A 20,103-nucleotide genomic window follows, 5' to 3' on the forward strand; every position below is an offset into this window, starting at 1 on the left:
GACTCACTCCCTTTCTTCCTCGTCGTTGGTCTGCGCTCGCGCTCTGCCTCGGCTCTCCACGACCGCATAGAAGTCCTCGGCCCGCAGCGGTTTCGACACATAGCCATCCATGCCGGCGGCTAGGCAGCGCTCGCGGTCGCCGCTCATCGCGTGCGCCGTCATGGCGATGATCGGGACGTGGCCGCCGGTCGCCTTTTCCCGGTCGCGGATGGCGGCGGTCGCTTGAAAGCCGTCCATGCCAGGCATCTGGACGTCCATCAGGACCACGTCGAAGCTGTCGCGCGCCACCGCCTCGACCGCCTTGGCGCCGTCGTCGACGATCTCGGGCCGATGGCCGCGCCGCTCGAGCAGCCGCAGTGCGAGGCGCTGGTTGATCGCATTGTCTTCGGCGACCAGCACCTTAAGCGAGGCCGGCGCGCTGGGCGGCTCGGCAGCGGGAAGCTGCTCTTCCGCCGTCACGCCGAGCACTTCGAAGATCGACTGCAGGAGCTCCGACGGACGGATCGGCTTCAGCAGGAACGCGCCGACCTTCGGCGCCTTGGCGCGCCGGGCCGCCTCATCCTTGTGCGCCGAGGACAGGATGATCACCGCGGGCTCGCCAAGGTCCCGCCGGCGCCCCATCTCTTCGACGACGGCGAAGCCGTCCATCTCGGGCATCATCACGTCCAGCAGCACGAGGCGGAACGGCTGGCCGGCGGCGGCGGCGCTCTTCATCGCCGCGAGCGCCTCGGGGCCGCTGTCCGCCGTCCTGGGCTTCATGCCCCAGCCCCGCAGCATCTCGGCGAGAATGCGCCGGCTGGTCTCGTTGTCGTCCACCGCCAGCACCGGAAGGCCTTCCAGTTTCGAGCGGTCGGGCGACGGTCGGGCGGCCGCCGCCTCGGCCAACGCGAAGGGCAGGGAGAAGTGAAACAGGCTGCCCTTGCCGACCTCGCTCTCCAGCTCCAGCTTGCCGCCCATCAGCTGGATGAGCTGCGAGGCGATCGTAAGCCCCAGCCCGGTGCCGCCGTACCGGCGGGTGAACGAGGAGTCCGCCTGGGAGAAGGCTTCGAATATCACTTGCCGCTTGTCCGAGGCGACGCCCGGCCCCGTGTCGCGGACGCCGAACCGCAGGCGCACAAGGCGTTCGCCCTTCGCCTCGACGCCCACCTCGACGACCACCTCGCCCTTGTCGGTGAAGCGAACGGCATTGCCGGCCAGGTTGATGATCACCTGGCGCAGTCGGTGCGGGTCGCCCTCCAGGGCGTCGGGAGCCTCCAGCGCCACATGACAGGCGAGCTCCAGGCCCTTTTCCGTCGCCCGCCTGGCGACGGTCTGCAGCGCATCGGCGAGCTCGTCGCGCAGCCCGAACGCCACAGACTCCAGTTCCAGGCGGCCAGCCTCGATCTTCGAGAAGTCGAGGATGTCGTTGATCAGGTGCAGCAGTGCATTCGCCGACTGGGTGATCATGTGGCGATATTCGTTCTGCGTCGGGGTCAGACCGGTGTCGCCGAGCAGCTCCGCCGCGCCGATCACCCCGTTCATCGGGGTGCGGATCTCATGGCTCATGTTGGCCAGGAACAGGCTCTTCGCGCGGGTCGCCTCTTCGGCCCTGTCCTTCGCCGCCCGCAGGTCGCGTTCGGACATCTCCAGTTGCAGCGTGCGCTCCTCCAGCCGGCTATGCAGCTTGCGCAGCTCGGCGGTGCGTTGATCGACAACGTGCTCAGTACGGACGCTCTGGGTGGCCAGGGAGGCGAGATAGACGAGCAGGATGGCCGTGACGGCGAGCCCGCCGGTGAGCGCGATCGTCGGTGCGGTGACCAGTCCCTTGCGGCCAAAGGCGTCAGTGGCCGCGGTGTAGATGGTGAAGACGCTGTCGCCGATGACGATCGAGCTCGAATGAAAGAGCGGCGCCCCCATGGACGGGCGGCCGGGCGCCGCGCCTGGGGCCTGCGTCTTGCCGCTGCCAGGCAACGACAGAACCACTCGCCTGCCGGCGGGCGCCGAGGACTCCAGCAGATAGACGTCGACCCCTTCGCGCGGCGTCATCTCAGTCGCCGCCTGAACGACGTCGCCGATCCGGAGCACCGCGGCGACAAAGCCTTTCAGGTGCGCGCGGCGCTCATCAGTCGTCGCCAACTCCTCACGGTCATAGACAGGCGCAAAGACGGCGATGCGCGGTTCTTCGTCCTGCGCGCCTGGAAGCCGGACGCGGGCGGCCGCGTTGACCTCGCCGGTGTCGCGCGCCGCCATCAGCGCAGCCCGCGCCGCCGGGTCCGATCCCCAGTCGAAGCCCAGCGCTTCGGCCTGCTCGCCGAAGGGCGATTGCGCGAAGTAGACCGGGAAATAGGCGTCGCGTGCGCTGGCGGCGGCGAGCGACCCGTCAGGCGTCATCTGCGTAATTCGGTAGGTTGGCGCGATCTGCCGCGCACCCTTGGCTTCCCAGGCGCGGCGCTCAGCCTGGGGCACATAGGGGATCCACTGCAGGGAATCGATACTCGAGAGGCCGGACAGGAAGGTCGAGGAGAAGGCGTTGAACTGGCGCTGGTCGATGTTCTCCGCGCCACGAAAATAGGCCCGCAGGGCGGTGACGACGTCGGTCTCCGACGAAAATTGCCGCTTGATCGCCTCCGCCCGCTGCTCGGCCTCCAGCGTGAACTGCGTCTCGACGGAACGCTGCTGCTCGACGCGCAGTCCCTGCCAGACCCCCACCGTCAGCAACAGGCTCGCCAGGCCGACGACGACGACGAACCGATACCCACCGCGGGCCGGCAGCGAGGCCATGCGCTGGGCGAAGCTCCTGAGCGCCTCCACGAGCGACGACGCGCGTCCGACCCTGGCCGGCATCATCGCCTCCCTCCGCCGAGCGGGGGACGCCAGGGCGCGGGCGGCGCGCGGATCATTGCTGCACCTTCGACGGCGTGGCCCGCCACTCGCCGGCCTGGCGCTGCGCCTGGCCGACCTGCGCGGGGGTCATGCTGGCGGCGATGCGTTGCAGCGAGCGGTCGGCGTCGACGCGGGTCTTGCCGCTCTGCGAGTTGACGCGGGAGAGGGCGAGCCACTTGTAGGCCGTCACCAGGTTTTTCGGCACGCCCTGGCCCGCGCCATACATCTTGCCGAGGGCGGCCTGCGCTTCCCCGTGACCCTGGGCGGCGGCGCGCTCGAACCAGTAGGCGGCCTTCTGGCTGTTCTTCGGCACGCCCCCGCCAATGAGGTAGAGGGCGGCCAGCGTGAACTGCGCCTGGGCGTGCCCTTGCTCGGCGGCCCGGCTGTACCATTTCGCCGCCTGCAGCAGGTCCGGGTCGACGCCGCGCCCCTTGAAGTACATCTCCGCCAGATTGAACTGCGCCGCCGGCGAGCCCAGCGCCGCGGCCCGGCGGAACCACTTCATCGCCTCGGCGTCGCTCCGCTTGCCGCTCTGACCGTTCAGGTACATCGCGCCCAGGCTGTTCTGGGCGGCGACGTCGCCCTGATCCGCCAAGCTGCGGTAGATGCGAGCGGCCGTGGCGTAGTCGCCGCGCCGCTGGGCGGCCCGGGCGTCGTCCAGCGGCTTGGCGACGGCCGACAGCGCCAGGATTGGAACCACGATGAGGACGGCGAGGCCGAGCGGACGCAAGCCGCCGTGCAGACCGGTCGTCGAATCCGGCCGCGGAGGGCTCCTCGCCTGCCTTCGGCCTGCCATAACGCCTCTCCCGCGCCCGGCGCCGGATTGGGTCCAGAAAATGGACCTCAATCTTAGCGCGACCGCCCCGGAAATGCTTGGCTTTTCGCCATGCCGCGGCGTCCAGCCCGACGCTACTGCGGGTGCGTCACAAGCCCGGCCAGGCGGTGGAGGTTCTCCTGCACTCGGTGCTTGTGAGCCCAGGGGAGGGTCGGAATCGGCAGCTTGGGATTGTTCCGGACGTGCACGGTCGCGATCGCTCCGCCCGAGGTGGCGGAGACCTGATAAACCACGAGGCCGCGCACCGGCCCGTCGACGATTTCCATGGCTAACCGGCGCTCTGGCTCGAACTCGGTGACTTCTGTGACGAAGGCGCCGCGCAATCCGAGCATGCCGCCGTCCGGACACGAGCGCCGACGCCGATCGGCTCGGGCGTGAGCTTCTCGGCCTTGCCGCCGGTCCAGCGGTCCTCGAGGTCAGGATCAAACATCGACTGCGCGACGTCCGCCGGGGCGGCATGAATGGTTTGTTCGACGTGAAATTCCACGGGCACGCTCCTGCAGCGCTGTGGCTTCGCCAGCCGTAAGCCTCCCGACCCTCAGGCTAATCTAGCACCTTGTGGTGAGGCGACTGTCGTCCACTGGAAGGAAGGGCGCGGAACGTCCGCTTCCTGGAGACGGTGCAAGTTCGGCTTCTGGCGTGTCGCTTGAGCCGAGCGCGCAGCCTGGGCCCGGCGCACGACCGAGCGGAAGTTCCGAATGCAGGGGAGGGTGAAAAGCGGCCGGCGCGGCGGCGAATGCGCGCCAAGCGCTGCGGTGGCTAGTGGCGCCTCAGCCGCTCCGCCGCGGCGGCGAGTGCCTTGAGATTGTTGCCGTGCTTGGCGATCAGATCGCGCGCCTCCTGCACGCTGATGTGGTGCTTCTTGGCGAAGTGCCGGAGTTCGTAATCCTCCGAACTGGACACCCTGCTGCGGTCGGGCTCGCCGACGTGCTGTTTGTTGTCAGTCATCTCGTCCTCCCTAGGAGGGAGGGAAAGGGCGGCCGCCATGAAGGTTCCGCCACTAGGCGAGAGGCGGCCCATGGTCTGGCCGCTAGCGACGCCGCCAACTTCCGGAATTGGCGGCCGCTCGAAGTTCCGTAACGGCGCAGCTTGAGCCGAGCGCGGAGCCCGGGATCGGCCGCCAGAGCGGAAGTTCCGAGTTCCGCTAGGGATGGAACTCGGGCGCTGGCGCGGGCCACTAACGAACAGCGCGTTGTGCAGGTATGAATGAAGCCGGCGGGGATGCACGAGCCCGGAGCGCTTGAGGCTGGCCTACAAGCCAAGAAGCGAGAAAGGCGGCAGTTACGAGCCGTGGGTCGCCGTGTCGTAGTATGCGCGTGGGGCTACAGGAGATGAGCCTTGAGACCTGGGCGCTCTCGGCGGCTTGGGGCGTCCTCGGGTTCGGGCTGCTGGTCTATGGCGTGGCCCGGCAGTCAAACGACCTTCGCGCGGCCGGCCTAGTGTTACTGCTGGCGACGACCGGCAAGATCTTCCTGTTCGACATGGCTCGGCTCGAAGGCGTGGTGCGGGCCGGGTCGTTCCTGGCGGTGGGGGCGCTACTCGTCGCCGCCGCTGTCATGGTCCGCCGGCTTGGTGGCGGCGCCCTGCCGCCGCGTCTGCGCGGGCGCCGCTCCAGGCCGTCGGAGGAGGCCTGATCGGCGGGCGTGGCCGTGCTCTCGCGTCGGTTCGTTCGAATTCGCGAATTTCCACTCCCGGGAGGCAACCCAAGTGCGGTTCCTGGCGCCGCTTGGCCGAGCGCGCACGCGGACCCGAGCGCTAGAGCGGACTTCCGAGGGCTGGGCGGTTGGGTGCGGCTGCCGAAGCTCCGCGACGGGTCTAAACCCTGCATTAACGCGACGCAGGAAATTGACCTTTCGCTCGGCCGCGGGGTGGTAGCCAAGGCTTGTTTTATGCAGCCTGGCTGCGCCTGCATCCAGTGCAGCCGGGGGGAGCGGACGTTCTCTGGACGTCACAGGGAGGCTTCCGGTTGCTGCGCAACGGCCTCGCCAAAGACGGCGTATTTGACGGGGGCATGAAACGCCGGCTCCCAATGCCGTCATCGGAGTGTAAGAGAGCGACGTGAGCACAGCGAAACAGCGAATGTCGCGGCCTGACGACGCACGAGCTCTGCGCTCGCGCCAAGCGCTGCAGTCCGCTTTGCTCGCCCTGATCAAGGAAAGCTCGTTCGATCAGATCTCCATCCGGGACATCACGGCCTATGCAGGGGTGAGCTACCCTGTGTTCTTCCGACGCTACGCGACGAAGGAGCAGCTCCTCGAAGACATTGCGACGGACGAAGTCCGCCGGGTGCTGGCGCTCACGACGCCAATGTTCGACTCCAGCACGGGCGGCGAGTCCATAAGGGCGCTGTGCCATTACATCCATGAGCATCGCTCGCTCTGGACGCGGCTGTTGACCGGCGGCGCCGCCCCCGCCATGCGCGAGGAATTCAGGCGTATCGCTGAGGAGATCGGGCAAAGCCGGGAGCGGCAAAACCCGTGGTTACCCGTCGAGCTCGCCGCTTCCTTCATCGTCAGCGGCCTGTTCGAAATTCTTGCCTGGTGGATGCGGCAGCCGGCCGACTATCCGATCGAGAACATCGTAGTCTTCATCGACACGCTGATCGTCAGGTCCACGGGACGACCCGTCGACGTTCAACTCGTTGACCCGGTCGCGCGCGACTAACTCCGCGCGTCACCTCCGAGAACTCGTCCCCCTCCGAGCGTCCGCCGGGCGCCCCTAACCCGCGACTGCAGCTCGACGACGCCCGCGTCGGTTCAAGGATCCGCGCCCGGAAGCGGCACGACCTCGGCCAAACCGATCAAAATGCATCATCTGAGCGCAGCTTCGATTGACGCTGCCGAGAAATGCGTAATACGGTGTTACGTAAGTAGAGGCGGCCGACGATCTAATAGGCCCCTCACATACATGGGGGAAACACCAGAATGCATTCGATGCCGCTTGGCTTGCTGCTTGCGAGCGCCGCCATGGGGGCGATCGCCGCGCCCGCCTACGCCCAGGAGGCGCCGCCTACGCCGGCCCAGGCGGAAGCCGGCGGCACAATGATCAACGAAGTCGTCGTCACCGCCCGCCGGCGAACCGAGTCGCTGCAGGAGGTGCCGCAGACGGTGAACGCGGTGTCGAGCGACACCATCCAGAAGCTGCGCATCAACAACGCCGCGGACATTGCGCAAGTCGTCCCCGGCGTGAGCATCGAGAGTTCGTCTTCCGGCAGCGGCGGATTCGGATCGAGTTCGTCGATCCGCGGCGTCCCCACCTTCCTGAACTCGAACGCCAGTCCGGTCGTCCAGTTCTACCTGAATGACGCCCCGACCGGCCGTGGCCCGGAGGTGACCCAATCACTGTTCGACATCGGACAGATCGAGGTGCTCAAGGGACCGCAAGGCACGCTCCGCGGACGCTCGGCCCCGACCGGGGCGATCACCATCACCACGCGCCGCCCTGACCTCGACGACGTCGGCGGTTACCTGAACATGAGCGTGACCGGTCGCGGCCATATGAACGCCCAAGGCGCGGTCGGCGCACCGATCATCCAGGATGTTCTGGCGTTTCGCCTGGCCGCGTCGATGGATCATGGCGACGGCAGCGGCGTGAAAAGCGCCTACTCCTCGGCCGATCCTTACGTCCGCCAGGACGTGGTGCGCGGCACGATCCGGTTCGAGCCGACTACCAACTTCAATGCGACCTTGACCTACCAACGGCTGACGAACGAGACGCAAGGTTTCGCCCAGCTCATCGGGCCCGGCAATGGGCTCAACGGTCCGGCGCTCGACTCCGGCGACCGGCTGGGGATCACCGACCGCCCCAACAGCGGCAAGGGCCGGAGCCAGTTCCTCGTCGGGCAGGCCGAATGGCGGTTCGCCGGCCAGAAGCTCAGCTATGTGGGGTCGTACCGAACTGGCTTGGCGACCGCGCAGTCGCCGCAGGATGTGGCGAACGTCCTGCCGGGGAACGAGTATTTCCAATACACGCTCAACCAGAGCGACGAGCTCTCACATGAGCTGAGGCTGAGCTCTGAAGAGTCCATCTTCGACATCTTCGACTATGTGGTCGGCGGATTCTACGACCGGGAGTCGTCGCATTCCGAGGTCCGCGGCGTCGCTTCGTTCCTGACCGGGGCGTTCGGTCCGCCCGGGGCTCCGGTCGTGCAGGGTCCCCTAGACCGCTACACCCTGCGAACCCTCATCGAAATCGATCCGGTGGCGATCGAGAATTCCGCCTTCGCCAACATCACCGCGCACCTCGGCGAGGAGACCGAGCTGTCGGCCGGCGGGCGTTACATCGAGTTCAAGCGGCACGACGCCTTCAGCCTCAACCTGCAGAACGGCTTCAACGCGCTCAACAATCCGACCGGCGGCCGGCTGCCGTGTTCGGCGCTTGGCGCGCTCAGCCCGCAACTTACCGGCGCCGTGGCGAGCCCGGTCTACGCTGGCGTCTGCGACCTGCCGATTCCGGGGCGGACGCTGCAGGACGTCGACCGGCGCGATAAGTTCACGCCCTTCCTCTACAACGTCTCGCTGTCGCACAAATTCACGCCGGACTTCATGCTCTACGGCAACGTTGGCACGGCGTTCCGTTCGGCGGGGCCATCCATCGGCATCACCAGCGCGCTGACCTGCTGCACGCAGGCGGGCGGCCCGGACCTCGGCAGCATGGAGGATCTCGTCTTCCATGGCGACGAGCGGTCGACCACCTACGAGATCGGCTTCAAGTCGAGCTTCCTGGAGCGGCGCGGCCGGCTGAACGTCGCGCTGTTCCACCAGAAATTTGAGAACTACTTTTTCCTGACCCAATCGACGCGCTACCTGGCGGTGACCAACCCGGCGAACCCGGCCTCGAGCACGGTCAGCTCGTCGGAGTTCACGGCCGACGCTGACGCCAAGGTGGACGGCGTCGACGTCGAAGCCGCGTTCCAGGTCAATTCGCAGTGGAACGTGAACCTCGGCCTCACCTGGTCCAAGGCCAGGCTCGCCGACGCTCTGATCCCTTGCAACGACGGTAATTTCGACGGCGTCGTCGACACCATCATCCCGACGCCGCAGGACTTCATCAACGCCGGCACAATGGTCGCCCGCTGCCGATCCAGCGAATCGATTTCCCGCACCCCGCGGTGGAACCTGACGCTGCAGTCGGAATACGCCGCGCCGATCACGAACGAGCTCGACGGCTTCGTCCGCGGCAACCTCGTCTACTACCCGGACAATCCGAACGCGAGCCAAGGCGTCGTCATCGACAACTACAGCCTGCTCAACCTCTACGCGGGCGTCCGTGACCCACAGAATGCCTGGGAAGTTTCGCTGTTCGCGAACAACATCTTCGACACCCAGCAGATCCTCTCTATCAACCCTGTCGCCCCAGTCTCCTCGGGCGGCGTCGCGGGGGTCTTCAACCGGCCCGCGTCCGGATACCAGCAGATCGGCTACACGCCGCGGCGCGAGATCGGCGTGCTCGTCCGCTACGCGTTCGGCGCACGCTGAGGGGCAAGGGGATGGCGGCCCGTAAGGTCATCAACTCGCCGGCCCGGAGAGCCGCGGCGGTCGCAGGCATTCTCATCGCCGCCGCGGTTCAGCCAGCTGCAGCGCAGGCGCCGTCGACGCCGCCGCCCGGCGACGGCCTCGCGGCGCTCGCGGCCATGCAACGCGTGACAGCCGCCCGCCTCGATGCGGCCAATGGGACTGCTGCGTTGAGGGGCTCCGGGCCGTTTCCCGCGATGCTCGAGGCGGACCTGGCGTTGCCTGACGCGACCATCTATCGACCCGCGAACCTGCAGGGGCTCGGCCGCCGCAAGCTGGGGGTGCTGATCTGGGGCAACGGCGGATGCAGCAACGACGGCGCCAGCGCCTACGCCCACCTCGCGGAGATCGCCTCGCATGGTTACTTGGTAATCGCTCCGGGGAAACCGCTGACGGCTCCGGGAACGGCGTCAGGCGCCCCGACGCCGCGCTTCATGGTGACCACCATTTCGGACATGCGCGACGCGCTGGACTGGGCGTTGGCCGAGCACGGGCGGGCCGGAAGTCCCTATTTCCAGCAGATCGACCCATCCGCCGTCGCGGTCGCGGGCCATAGTTGTGGAGGCATGCTGGCGATCCTGATGGGGCAGGATCCCCGCATTAAGGCTGTAATTATCCATAACAGCGGCATCAATTCGCCCCTGCCGGACAACCCGCCATTGCTCATGCACCGCGAGCGACTGCAAGGGCTGCATACGCCGGTGCTGTTAGTTCTCGGCGGCAGGAGCGATGTCGCCTGGCCTTGGGGTCAACAGGCCTTCGAGGACCTCAACAAGGTCCCGATCTTTGTCGGCAGTCTCGATGTCGGACACGGCGGAACGTTCCAGCAGCCTCATGGCGGGGCGGCCGCGCAGGTCGCAACAGACTGGCTGGAATGGCGCCTGCGCGGCGACCACCAGGCCGCCCGCACGTTCGAGGGCGCTGACTGCAAGCTCTGCACCGACCCGAACTGGACGGTTCGCAAGAAGGGCATGCGCTAACCGCTGCCCCCTCTCGGTCCTCCCCTTAGCCGAGCGACGATGGTCGCTCGGCCACTTTTTTAAGGCCGATGCACTCTCCAAAGCTCTGACCGATTGGTTTTGACCCCACGGCATTCCCCTGGAGCGCTCCACCGGCGGCCCGTCGAGCCTTCCTTCCAGATAAATGCATTCTTTTGCGCAGCGAACCTCGTGTCGCGTTGACCAATGCGGTAATTACGTAATAGGAAGTAACGTAATGAGCCGATCGAGGGCACAAATGCCGCTCACATGCGTCGGGAAGAAATTCGAGAATGCATTTGATGCAGCCTGCGTTGCGCTGACCAGCGCCCTCAGATGCGCCCTGCGGGGCGCGATTGTTAAACCGGAGTAGTGGAATGGGTTCGGCTATTGAGCGCCTCTTGAAACTGGCGACGGCGGAAGATCGCTACGACATCCCGTACGAGGAGTTGCTGCCGGTCCAACTGGAAGCGGCGAACGAGCGTCTGGCCAGCCGACGCGAGGCGATACCGCTGCTGAAGAACCGCGCTGAGAGCGCCGGCCTGACGGCGATCGGCGAGGCCGCGGACCTGGTCCCGCTGCTGTTCGCCCACACCGCCTACAAAAGCTACGCCGAAGGCTGGCTGACCGAGGGCCGCTGGGACCGCATGGGCAAATGGCTGGCTACGGTATCGACTAAGCCAGTCGAAGGCGTCGACCTCGACGGTGTCGCTGACATCGACGTCTGGCTGAAGCGGATGGAGCCGGCCGGCCATTTCGTGACCTGCTCAAGCGGCACGACTGGCAAGCCGGCGATGCTGAGCTGTTCGCGGGCCGACCTCGACGTCTCCGGTGTCAACAATGTCCAGGCGTTCGGCTGGGCGACCGACGTCAAGCCCAAGGGCGACCGCAAGATGTTCGGTCTCGGCCCGATGAGCAACATCGTGCGCAATGAAGTCATCCGCACCGCGATGGTCGAGAGCTTCAGCTCCTGGGACAACCTCTACCAGCTGCCCGGCGAGCCGATCACGGTCGGCCAGGTCAGCGCCATGGTCGCGCTTCGCCGGCGGATCGCCGACGGCAGCGCGCTGCCCAACGAGGTGGCGGCGTTCGAGAACCTGTCCAAGTCGCGTCAGGCCAGCGTCGATGGCGCGCTAGAGGCCGCGATCGAGGAACTCATCGCCAGCCGCGGTCAGAAGCTGCTGATCACCGGCATGTGGGCGAACCTCTACAAGATCTGCCAGGGGATCCGCGAACGCGGCTACGGCGCCAAGGACTTCCAGGCCGACAACGCCATGCTGGTCGGCGGCGGCCTGAAGGGCGCGGTGCTGCCGCCGGACTACAAGGAGTTCGTGCTGGAGACGTTCAACGCCCAGCCGCAACGCCTCTACCACCTCTACAGCATGCAGGAGCTCAACACGCCGTTCCCGATGTGCGGCGCCGGGCGCTACCACGTCGCGCCCTGGGTGATGCTGCTGCCGCTGGACCAGCCGGGCGAGACGCTGCTCGATGCGAGCGGCGGCGAGATTGAGGGCCGCGCCGCCTTCTTCGACATCTCCCTGGACGGCCGCTGGGGCGGCGTGATCTCCGGCGACAAGATCACGGCCAGCTTCGGCAAGTGCGCCTGCGGTCAGCGCGGCCCGACCGTAGGGCCCGAGATCGCGCGCTATTCCGACCTGGCGGGCGGCGACAAGATCAGCTGCTCGGGCACCATCGACGCCTATGTGCGAGGTGAAGCATGAACGCTCTGAACGAAGCCGAGGGGCGGGTCATCTCCGCGCCCTTCTTCATCCGCGGCCGGATCGTCGAAGGCGCCGACGTCAAGGTGCGCTCGCGCGACCTCGGCGCTGATTTCGTCACCCCGGCGATCGACCTGGACGCCATCGTCATGCCGCGTGCGGAGCTGCCGCCGCTGCTCGATACGCCGCTCGCCGAGATCATCGACTTCCTCGTCGAGACCGGCGCGCGGCTGGCGCTCGCCCGCAACCCGCACATGCGCGAATGCCTCGAGCTGCTGTCCGCCACCAATCCCTTGCCGCGGCGGGTCGTCGAGAACCTCTACCTCAGCGCGCCCTACTATCTCTCGCGCGAGATCCTCGAGGGCAGCATCGCGTCCAACTTCGCCGACCCGGCGGCGCTCGACCGTTGGGTTACGCGCACCGATCGCCACGGCGACACCGGCGCGATCCGCGCCTTCCCGCCGCGGGTGATCCACATGCTGGCGGGCAATGCGCCGGCTGGCTGCATCAGCTCGATCGCCCAGGGCGCGCTGGTGAAGGCGGTGAACCTCTTCAAGATGCCGTCCAGTGACCCGTTCACCTGCGTCGCGGTGCTGCGCACCATGGCCGAGATCGACGCCAGCCACCCGGTGGTGCGCTCGATGTCCGCCATCTACTGGCGCGGCGGCGACGAGAGCGTCGAGCGGACGGTCTACCGCCCGCAGTATTTCGACCGGATCGTCGCCTGGGGCGGCGGCGACGCCATCAACAACGTGATCAAGTACCTCGGCCCGGGCATCCAGCTGGTCTCGTTTGACCCGAAGACCTCGATCTCGATGATCGGCCACGAGGCGTTCGCCAGCGCCGAGGGCGTCGCCGAGGCCGCCGAGCGGACGGCCGCCGACACCACGGTCTTCAACCAGGAGGCCTGCCTCGCCAGCCGCTTCGTGTTCGTCGAGGGCGACCGGCCGCAGGTCGAGCAGTTCTGCGCCAAGCTGGTGGAGCGGCTCGGCGTCGACCGGACCTTCGCCTCGGCGGTCGCGCCGCTGCTGCCGGTCGAGACGCGCGAAGAGATCGAGGTGATGCAGGCGATGGGCGACGAGGTGAAGGTATTTGGCCGCACCGACGGCCGCGGCCTGGTCCTGCTCTCCGATCACCCGGTCGACTTCCACCCGAGCAACAAGACCTCCAACGTGGTGATGGTCGAGAAGCTCGAGGACGCGATCCGTTACGTGAACGTCGCCACCCAGACGATCGGCGTCTGGCCCCCCGAGCGGAAGGCGGAGCTGCGCGACCGACTGGCCAGCGCCGGCGGCCAGCGGGTCTGCCGGCTGGGAACGGCGAACCAGCACGTCCTTGGCGGCCCGCACGACGCGATGTACCCGCTGCAGCGCCTCGTCCACTGGATGGGCGACGACGACATCACCGTCGCGGCCGGCAATCCGGAGTTCAGTCCAGCCGCCGAGGGGCTCGCCTGAGCGCGAAACCCCATGAACTGGACAGCCATGGACATACCGTCACAGCGCGACCGCACCGCTGTGATCACGGGCACGGGCGGCCTCGGTTACGAGGCCGCCCTGGTCCTCGCCAGGGCGGGCGCCCGGGTGATCCTGGCCGGGCGTAACGCCACCAAGGGAGCGTCGGCGATCGCACAGATCGCCAACGCGATTCCAGGCGCGAAGATCACCTTCGAGCAGTTGGATCTCGCCAGCCTGCAGTCGATCTCGGCGCTCGCCGAGCGGCTCGATCGGCGGGGCGAGGCGATTGACCTGTTGATCAACAACGCCGGCATCATGTCGCCGCCGATTTGGCAGGCGACCATTGACGGCTTCGAACAGCAGTTCGCGGTGAACTACCTGGGGCACTTCGCGCTGACGGGAAGGCTTCTGCCCCTGATGCGGAAAAGCTCTGCGCCCAGGGTCGTCAGCGTCACGAGCCTCGCTCACCGCTACGCCTCGATCGATTTCGACGATCTGCAGAGCCAGCGCCGCTATCGTCCGGGCGTCGCCTACTGCCAGTCCAAACTGGCGCAGGCGCTATTCGCCGTAGAGTTGCAGAGGCGCAGTGACGCCGCGGGGTGGGGCCTGGTGAGCCTGGCCGCCCATCCGGGATATGCAGGCACGGACCTCTTCCAGAACGGGCAGGGCGCGAAGAGCCTGGGCAACCTGCTGAGCCGCTACGTGATCGTACCGCTGATCGGACAGTCAGCGTCAGCCGGGGCCCTGCCGACGCTCTACGCCGCGACGTCTCTGGCTGCGACCGGCGGGGCCCTCTATGGCCCGACGGGATTCATGTCCATGAAGGGGCCGCCTGGCCGCCAAGAGTTCGCGGACGCGGCGAACGATCCGGAGACTGCGTCGCGCCTTTGGGAGATCTCCGAGGAGCTTGTGAAACTCTCCTGCGGGTCGACGCGTCTTGCGGCAGGTTAGGGGGCGCGACATCCGCAATCGACTCCCTGACGGCCCCAGTCAGGTGTTCGCGGCGCCGTTGGCCATGATGTGCGTCCCCGAAACCCAGCTGGCTTCCGGCGAGGCGAGGAAGGCGACCACCGAGGCGATCTCGTCGGCCCGGCCGATGCGCTTGAAAGGCGAGGCGTTCTCGAAGTAGCCGCGGTATTCCGGCGAGGCGTCCATCATCCCGGGGCTGGTGGCGCCGGGGATCACCGTGTTGACCGTGATGTTGCGCGCGCCAAGTTCCCGGGCCCAGCTTTCGGTGAAGCTCTGGACCGCGCATTTCGCCGCCGAATAGAGGCCCGAGCCCGGCACCGGATACTTCCCGAGGGTCGAGCCGAAGTTGATGATCCGTCCGCCGTCGGGCAGGCGCTTGGCCGCCTCGCTGGCGATGTAGAGCGGACCCAGCACGTTGACGCCAAACACGTAGTCGATGTCCTCGTCGCGGAGATCGCCGAGCCCGCCGCCGGCCTGCACGCCGGAGTTGTTCACGACGATGTCGATGCGGCCCGGATGGCGGTCGATCTGTTCGAACATGGCCGCGACGTCCGCGCGCTTCGCGATATCGGCCTGATAGGCGACGGCGCGCCCGCCAGCGGTCTCGATCTCGCGCACCGTCTGGTCGGCGCCCGCCTTGCTGTTGGAGTAGTGGGCGACGACCGTGGCCCCGTCGCGCGCCAAGCGCAGGGCGATCTCCCGACCGATGCCGCGCCCAGCGCCCGTGACGAGCGCGACCTTCCCTTCAAGCGGTTTTACCTGCACCTGCATCTCCATGCTTTCGCGGCTGAGCGCGGCCGCGCTTTTGTGTGCGTGCGCCCCTTGGGACGACGCGTCGGATCGTGGTTCGGCTGCGACTACTCGGCGGCCATGCCGACCGCGGCGGCGGTGGCGGGGGCGCGGTGATCGATCACCCAGCGGACGTTGCGCCGCAACGGCTCGATGCCGTCGTGCGGCATGCCCGGCGGCAAGGTGTGCATCTCGTGGAAGAGCTGCAGCGCGTCGCCGCCCTGCAGCGCCACCAGGCGCTGAACCCCGGCCAGCGCGAACGGATCTAGCAGCCGGTCGCGCAGGGACTCGGGATAGACGCCGACTGTCTGGGTGGTGTCGTCGCACCACTTGACGATGTCGAGCAGGTTGGCGACCGGCACGATGTTGACGACCCGGTTGTTCAGCCGGTCGTAGAAGTCCACCCGGTCGGGGAAGCGTGAGATCACCACGCCGCCGTCCACGGTGTCGCCCTCGACGTGGTAGAAGTCCTCCTCGAGCGCGGCCGCTTCGAGTTCCGCCTCGAGGTCGCTGTTCGGCGCCGGGGCCGGCGTCGACATCACCGGCGGCAGCGTCTTGTAGGCGGCGGCGATCTTGCGGCCGAATTCGACGACGCGCTCCAGCGACTCGTCGTCCGTCTCGCTCTCCACGTAGACGATGCGGGTGTTGGCGCAGGCGGTCTGATTGTAGAAGCCGGAGATCACCGCGACGCCGAGCGCGGCCTCGTCCATGGCGGTGTCGCTCGCCAACGCCTCCTTGCCGATGACCGACATGGAGTACTTCGGATTGAGCGCGGTCAGGTCGATGCCCGGCGTCAGGAATTTCTGGATGTGCTTGACCGAGCTCATCCCGCCCCAGGCGGTGATCTTGTCGATCCGCGAGGTGCGGACGATCTGCGAGTCCATGAACTCGTCGCCGCCCTTCCAGTAGGCGACGGCGATATGCTTGGTCACCGGGTGGTTCGGATCGAGGTCGATCAGCGTCCGGGCGATGGCGTTGGCCGTCAGTGGATCGTTCGACGGCGACTTGATCAGGCAGTCGGACTTGGTCAGCGCCGCCCGCACGATGGTGAGCGCGGCCACCACCGGCACGTTCCCGGCGGTGATGTGCAGCTGCCGCGTGCCGATCGCGCGGACGCGGACGTTGGAGTGGGGCGTACGGGCCGGCACCCATCCGTCGAGGTAGTCGATGCCGATGGTTCGGTCCGCCATCTCGGTCAGCTCGCGCGGATCGAACATGGCGGGAAGGCCGTCGTACACGCCGCGCAGGATCGGCTCGTCCAGCCCGCCCGCCTTCAGGGCCAGCGCGAAGGACTCCTGCAGATATGGATTGTCCTCCAGGCGCAGCCGCTTGCCGGCCTCCGCCAGGAAGTCGACGATCTCGCGCACCGGGGTATCGTTCAGGTCGCTGAGCAGCACCGGGTTGCCGAGCACCAGGTCGTGGATGTGCTTGTGCGGATCCGGCGCGCGGAAGCTGGCGCCGCCGCGGCCCTTGAACTCGACCGCGTCGTCGCCGGGCGCGATGATCCGGCCGCGCGAGATGATCGGGATGTCGTACATGGCGCTCACCCTCACCCTTGCGAAACGAAGTCCATGAACTCGTTGTAGGCCTGGGCCGTCCCGGCGCAGGTGATCTTGTCGTCGCCGCCGTCCATCTCGGCGAAGCGGGTGATCACCGGGCCGACGCGGGGGCCTTTCCAGCCGCAGGGACAGTCCTCGTCCCAGTGGATGGTGACCTGGTCGCCGGAGATGAAGCCGCCCCAATAGGTCTCGGCCATCAGGTCGAAGAAGGCGTAGCGGCCGGTCTGCACCCCTTCGCGCGGCAGCATCTTCGCGTCCGGATCCAACAGGATCGGGATGGTGTGCGGCATGATGTGGAAGTGGCCGTGCGAGCAACGCGGCGACATGCCCATGACTTCGGACATGCCGTAGAACATGCCGACCTTGTCGATGCCGAAGTAGTCCTTGACGTAGCCTTCCCAGTCCTCGGGCGCGTCCTTCAGCCCCTTCATGCCCCCGCCGGTCATGATGAAGGAGCCCGGCGCGAACTCCGGCTTCAACCCCTTCTCGATGCCGCTGCGCGCGGTCTTCACCAGGTCGCCGAAGCTGCCGCCGAGCTTCACGCGCTGGCCGCGGAACTCCTCGAACAGCTTGAAGAACCAGGCTTCGATGTCCTGGTCGCGGCGCTTCGCCTGGGCGATCATCTCCTCGCGCGCCTGCAGCAGCGCGGGCTCGAGGCCGAGCTTGTCGAGCTCGCCACGGTCCTCGGCCGCCTGCATGCGCGCCGCCAGCGACATCAGGTCGGACGAGATGTGGGTCTGGTAGAGGGTGTGGTAGTGCTCGGGACCGCCGGCCGCCGGAATGTTGAAGAGACTCAACATCTTCAGCATCATGTGGTGGCCGCCCCGATAGCCGGGGAAGAAGGTGTCCACGTGGTCGGTGAAGGGGTCGACGCCGGTCGTGGCCCGGCTCGCCTCGTTGTACGAGCGCGTCCAGGCCGGCAACTCGACCTTGGAGCGCGGAACGAAGCTCAGCTTGCCGGTCGTGCCGGACGAGGTGCCGATCAGCATGCCGGCGTCATCCAGCCGCGTCAGCCAGTCGTCGATCATCGTCAGACCTGTGAGGTCGACCTTCGACAGATCATGGGTCGTCAGGCGGTTGAGCCAGGCGTTGAGCTTCGGGAAGTCCCGGGTCTCGATCAGGCTTAGTGGATAGCTCTTGTAGACCCGATGGTCGAAGAGCAGCGGCAGCGCGTCCTCCACCGAGTCGACGCTTTCGACGCCCTGGCGCTTGGCCAGGCGCTCGAGCGCGGCGACCGATCCCTTCATCTCCTCGAAGCGGCGCTTGAGGATCCGGAGCTGGACGTCCGCATAGTCGGGCCAGCTGAGCGCCAGCAGCGGCTCGTAGCCCTTGTCGAGCCAGTTCCCAGGGCGGTCGGCGGGCAGCAGGTCCGAGATCGTGCCCGAAGTCGAAGCGTCGAGAGCCAAGGACATATCTTGCGTCTCCTCCATGATCGGGGCGACGCCGTCGGCCAGGGCAAAGACCCTCGCTGCGGCGCGTCCTGCCGCGCTCGTCATGGCTCCAGGTGGGGCCCGCCGGCGGCTTGCTTACCACCCTTTATAGCAACCGACGCAAACCGGCGGCAAGCGCTGCCGCACAAAGTCCAAGGAGGATGGGGCCGACAGCCTCGTCGCGGCGCCCTGGCCGTCGGCCGTCAGGCGCGATCGGCGGCCGAGGGCTGTGGCGCCAGTTCAAAGGAGCGAAGGCACCAGTCGACGAAGGCTTGCATGTCGTTGTGGCCCTTGGTGACGCCCAGCGCCGCCTCGCGGTCGAGGAAGTTGCTGACGAACAAGATCAGCATGGCGGGGACGACTGGGGCGACGGCGTCGGGCAGGTTGCGGCCCTGCAGCAGCGGCGCGAGCGCCGCCTCCTGCATGGACCGCGAGGTCTCGAAGAAGGCCACGACCTCGGCCCGAAGCGCCTCGTTCTGCATGGCCAGGGCGTTGAATTCGATGTTCAGTCGGCCGTTGGAGCTGTCGCTGTAGAGCCGCCAGATCGCATGCAGCGGCTCATCGGAGGCGAGCGCCGCTTCCAGGCGCTTCAGGCTGCTTTCCACCCGGCGGCGGAAGGCGCCGAGGATCAGCTCCTCCATGGTCTCGAAGTAGTAGTAGACGGTCTGGTGATTGAAGCCGGCCTCTTCGGCCACGCGTCGCGCGCTCAGCGCGGCGTAGCCTTCCGTGCGCAGAATATGCTCCACCGCATCGAACATCGTGTCGCGGCTGGCCGAGTTCTGCGGCCCCATTCTTCGCTTCACGCCCATCTACCTGCTTCCCCACTACGGTGACGTCGCGCACCGCGACGTCCGGAATACAGCGCGTCGCCTGTCCGGGTCGAGGCGGCGGCCCGATTGCGGTCGCAATGTTGACCGGCAAACCTGTGCTATATAAGGTGGTAAGCATCAAGAATGGCGGCCGAGCAAGGATACGCCGAATCGGGAGGAAGCCGGATGAGCGCTCGCTTCAGCCACGCCCCGTTGGCGCCGTTTGGGGTTGAGGTAAGGATCGATCTTTCAGCGCCGCTGAGTTCGGCGGACCAGGACCAGTTGCGCCGGCTCTATGCTCGCGACGGCTTGCTTGTGTTCCGCGACCTGCAGCTCAGCATGGAGCAGCAGTGCGAGCTGTGCCGTGTCTTTGGGCCGGTGCTCGATAGCCCCTACGAGAACTATTACGTCTCCAACGCCCGGACGGACGGCCATCTCGGCGTCATGGAGCTGCAGTGGCACAACGACGTGCCCTATCTGCCGAAGCCCTATCTCGCCGCCGCCCTGCACGCGATCGAGGTGGCGCCGGGCGCCAGCTCGACCCAGTTCGCCAGCGGGATGAAGGCCTATGAACGCCTGTCGCCGCGTCTGCGCGAGCGCATCGCCGGCTTGAATGCGCTGCAGGTCAAGCAGCGGTTTTCCGACCGCACCAACCGGCTCACCGACCTCCAGCCGGGCGACCTGTGCACCGTCCACCCGGTCGTCCGCGAGCAGGAGGGGACCGGCCGCCCGTACCTGTTCGTCAATCAGAACATGACGGCGCTGATCATCGGCCTCGCCTCCGAGGAAAGCGACGCCCTGCTCGAGGAGCTCTATGCCGCGCTCTATGTCCGGGACGAGGTCTACGAGCACGCCTGGCATCCGGGCGATCTGGTGCTCTGGGACAACCTGGCGGTCCAGCATGCTCGGGGACGGATCTCGGCCGACAAGCGCACGCTGCAACGGGTGAGCATTACGGAGCTCAGCTACGCCCAGCAGTACGCCGCCGACCTCGGCATCCGGGCGGCGTACGGCAATGCGAGTTTGATGACGCCCGCCGACTGAAGGTGAAGCCGGCTTCGGCAGGCTGAGTGGCGGTGCGGTGCAGGTGGATGTGATCCGTTCGCCCTGGTCCGCGCCGGAATAGTCGCGCGGCCGCTCGCCGCGCCGAGATTGCGTATCGCAAAGGCTTCGATCCGTGCGCCG

The 20,103-nt window shown here is 67.2% G+C and carries 17 protein-coding genes; 8 read left to right on the forward strand and 9 right to left on the reverse strand.

Annotated features, from left to right (window positions below):
• Positions 1-3 precede the first annotated feature (3 nt).
• From ACSQ14_RS21420 to ACSQ14_RS21440, 5 genes are all read right to left on the reverse strand, one after another.
• Positions 4-2,823: a response regulator gene (locus ACSQ14_RS21420; RefSeq protein WP_436016285.1), complete on the reverse strand. Its 2,820-nt coding sequence runs from the start codon at positions 2,821-2,823 to the stop codon at positions 4-6.
• Positions 2,824-2,875: 52 nt separating this feature from the next.
• The gene (locus ACSQ14_RS21425) at positions 2,876-3,592 is read right to left on the reverse strand and encodes a tetratricopeptide repeat protein (protein ID WP_436016287.1); all 717 of its coding nucleotides are present in this window, start codon (positions 3,590-3,592) and stop codon (positions 2,876-2,878) included.
• Positions 3,593-3,771: 179 nt separating this feature from the next.
• The gene (locus tag ACSQ14_RS21430; RefSeq protein WP_436016289.1) at positions 3,772-3,963 is read right to left on the reverse strand and encodes a hypothetical protein; all 192 of its coding nucleotides are present in this window, start codon (positions 3,961-3,963) and stop codon (positions 3,772-3,774) included.
• Positions 3,964-3,965: 2 nt separating this feature from the next.
• Positions 3,966-4,184, reverse strand: a complete 219-nt coding sequence (locus ACSQ14_RS21435; protein ID WP_436016291.1) for a hypothetical protein — start codon at positions 4,182-4,184, stop codon at positions 3,966-3,968.
• A gap of 272 nt (positions 4,185-4,456) precedes the next feature.
• On the reverse strand, positions 4,457-4,645 hold the full coding sequence (locus ACSQ14_RS21440) for a DUF3606 domain-containing protein (RefSeq protein ID WP_436016293.1): 189 nt from the start codon (positions 4,643-4,645) through the stop codon (positions 4,457-4,459).
• A gap of 383 nt (positions 4,646-5,028) precedes the next feature.
• Between ACSQ14_RS21440 and ACSQ14_RS21445 the strand changes: the two genes are divergently transcribed.
• The 7 genes from ACSQ14_RS21445 to ACSQ14_RS21475 all read left to right on the forward strand — a co-directional run bounded on the left by ACSQ14_RS21445 (position 5,029) and on the right by ACSQ14_RS21475 (position 14,313).
• Positions 5,029-5,331 carry a DUF2339 domain-containing protein gene (locus tag ACSQ14_RS21445; protein WP_436016295.1) on the forward strand — a complete coding sequence of 101 codons (303 nt, stop codon included), beginning with the start codon at positions 5,029-5,031 and terminating at the stop codon, positions 5,329-5,331.
• 424 nt (positions 5,332-5,755) lie between these two features.
• On the forward strand, positions 5,756-6,361 hold the full coding sequence (locus tag ACSQ14_RS21450; RefSeq protein ID WP_436016297.1) for a TetR/AcrR family transcriptional regulator: 606 nt from the start codon (positions 5,756-5,758) through the stop codon (positions 6,359-6,361).
• A gap of 269 nt (positions 6,362-6,630) precedes the next feature.
• Positions 6,631-9,174 (forward strand): TonB-dependent receptor, encoded by a 2,544-nt coding sequence (locus ACSQ14_RS21455; RefSeq protein WP_436016299.1) that lies wholly within the window; start codon positions 6,631-6,633, stop codon positions 9,172-9,174.
• A gap of 11 nt (positions 9,175-9,185) precedes the next feature.
• Complete coding sequence (locus tag ACSQ14_RS21460) at positions 9,186-10,190, forward strand: hypothetical protein (RefSeq protein WP_436016301.1); 1,005 nt, start codon at positions 9,186-9,188, stop codon at positions 10,188-10,190.
• Positions 10,191-10,564: 374 nt separating this feature from the next.
• Positions 10,565-11,908, forward strand: a complete 1,344-nt coding sequence (locus ACSQ14_RS21465) for a hypothetical protein (protein WP_436016303.1) — start codon at positions 10,565-10,567, stop codon at positions 11,906-11,908.
• Positions 11,905-13,362, forward strand: coding sequence for an acyl-CoA reductase (locus ACSQ14_RS21470; protein ID WP_436016305.1), 1,458 nt, complete (start codon positions 11,905-11,907; stop codon positions 13,360-13,362). Before ACSQ14_RS21465 ends, ACSQ14_RS21470 begins: the two co-directional genes overlap by 4 nt.
• 12 nt (positions 13,363-13,374) lie before the next feature.
• Positions 13,375-14,313 carry an SDR family oxidoreductase gene (locus ACSQ14_RS21475; protein ID WP_436016307.1) on the forward strand — a complete coding sequence of 313 codons (939 nt, stop codon included), beginning with the start codon at positions 13,375-13,377 and terminating at the stop codon, positions 14,311-14,313.
• A gap of 39 nt (positions 14,314-14,352) precedes the next feature.
• Here the strand turns inward: ACSQ14_RS21475 and ACSQ14_RS21480 are convergent, their stop codons facing one another.
• From ACSQ14_RS21480 to ACSQ14_RS21495, 4 genes are all read right to left on the reverse strand, one after another.
• Positions 14,353-15,096: an SDR family oxidoreductase gene (locus ACSQ14_RS21480; RefSeq protein ID WP_436016309.1), complete on the reverse strand. Its 744-nt coding sequence runs from the start codon at positions 15,094-15,096 to the stop codon at positions 14,353-14,355.
• A gap of 92 nt (positions 15,097-15,188) precedes the next feature.
• Positions 15,189-16,658, reverse strand: coding sequence for an acyl-CoA reductase (locus ACSQ14_RS21485; protein ID WP_436016311.1), 1,470 nt, complete (start codon positions 16,656-16,658; stop codon positions 15,189-15,191).
• Between the two features lie 11 nt (positions 16,659-16,669).
• Positions 16,670-18,091, reverse strand: a complete 1,422-nt coding sequence (locus ACSQ14_RS21490; protein WP_436016313.1) for a hypothetical protein — start codon at positions 18,089-18,091, stop codon at positions 16,670-16,672.
• Positions 18,092-18,312: 221 nt separating this feature from the next.
• Entirely contained in the window at positions 18,313-18,900 is a 588-nt protein-coding gene (locus ACSQ14_RS21495) for a TetR/AcrR family transcriptional regulator (protein WP_436016315.1), read from the reverse strand.
• Between the two features lie 204 nt (positions 18,901-19,104).
• On the opposite strand from ACSQ14_RS21495, the gene ACSQ14_RS21500 reads away from it, so the two are divergent.
• Entirely contained in the window at positions 19,105-19,962 is an 858-nt protein-coding gene (locus ACSQ14_RS21500; RefSeq protein WP_436016317.1) for a TauD/TfdA dioxygenase family protein, read from the forward strand.
• Positions 19,963-20,103 lie beyond the last annotated feature (141 nt).

The organism is Phenylobacterium sp. LjRoot219 (assembly GCF_964252995.1).
In the GTDB taxonomy this organism is placed as follows: Bacteria; Pseudomonadota; Alphaproteobacteria; order Caulobacterales; family Caulobacteraceae; genus Phenylobacterium.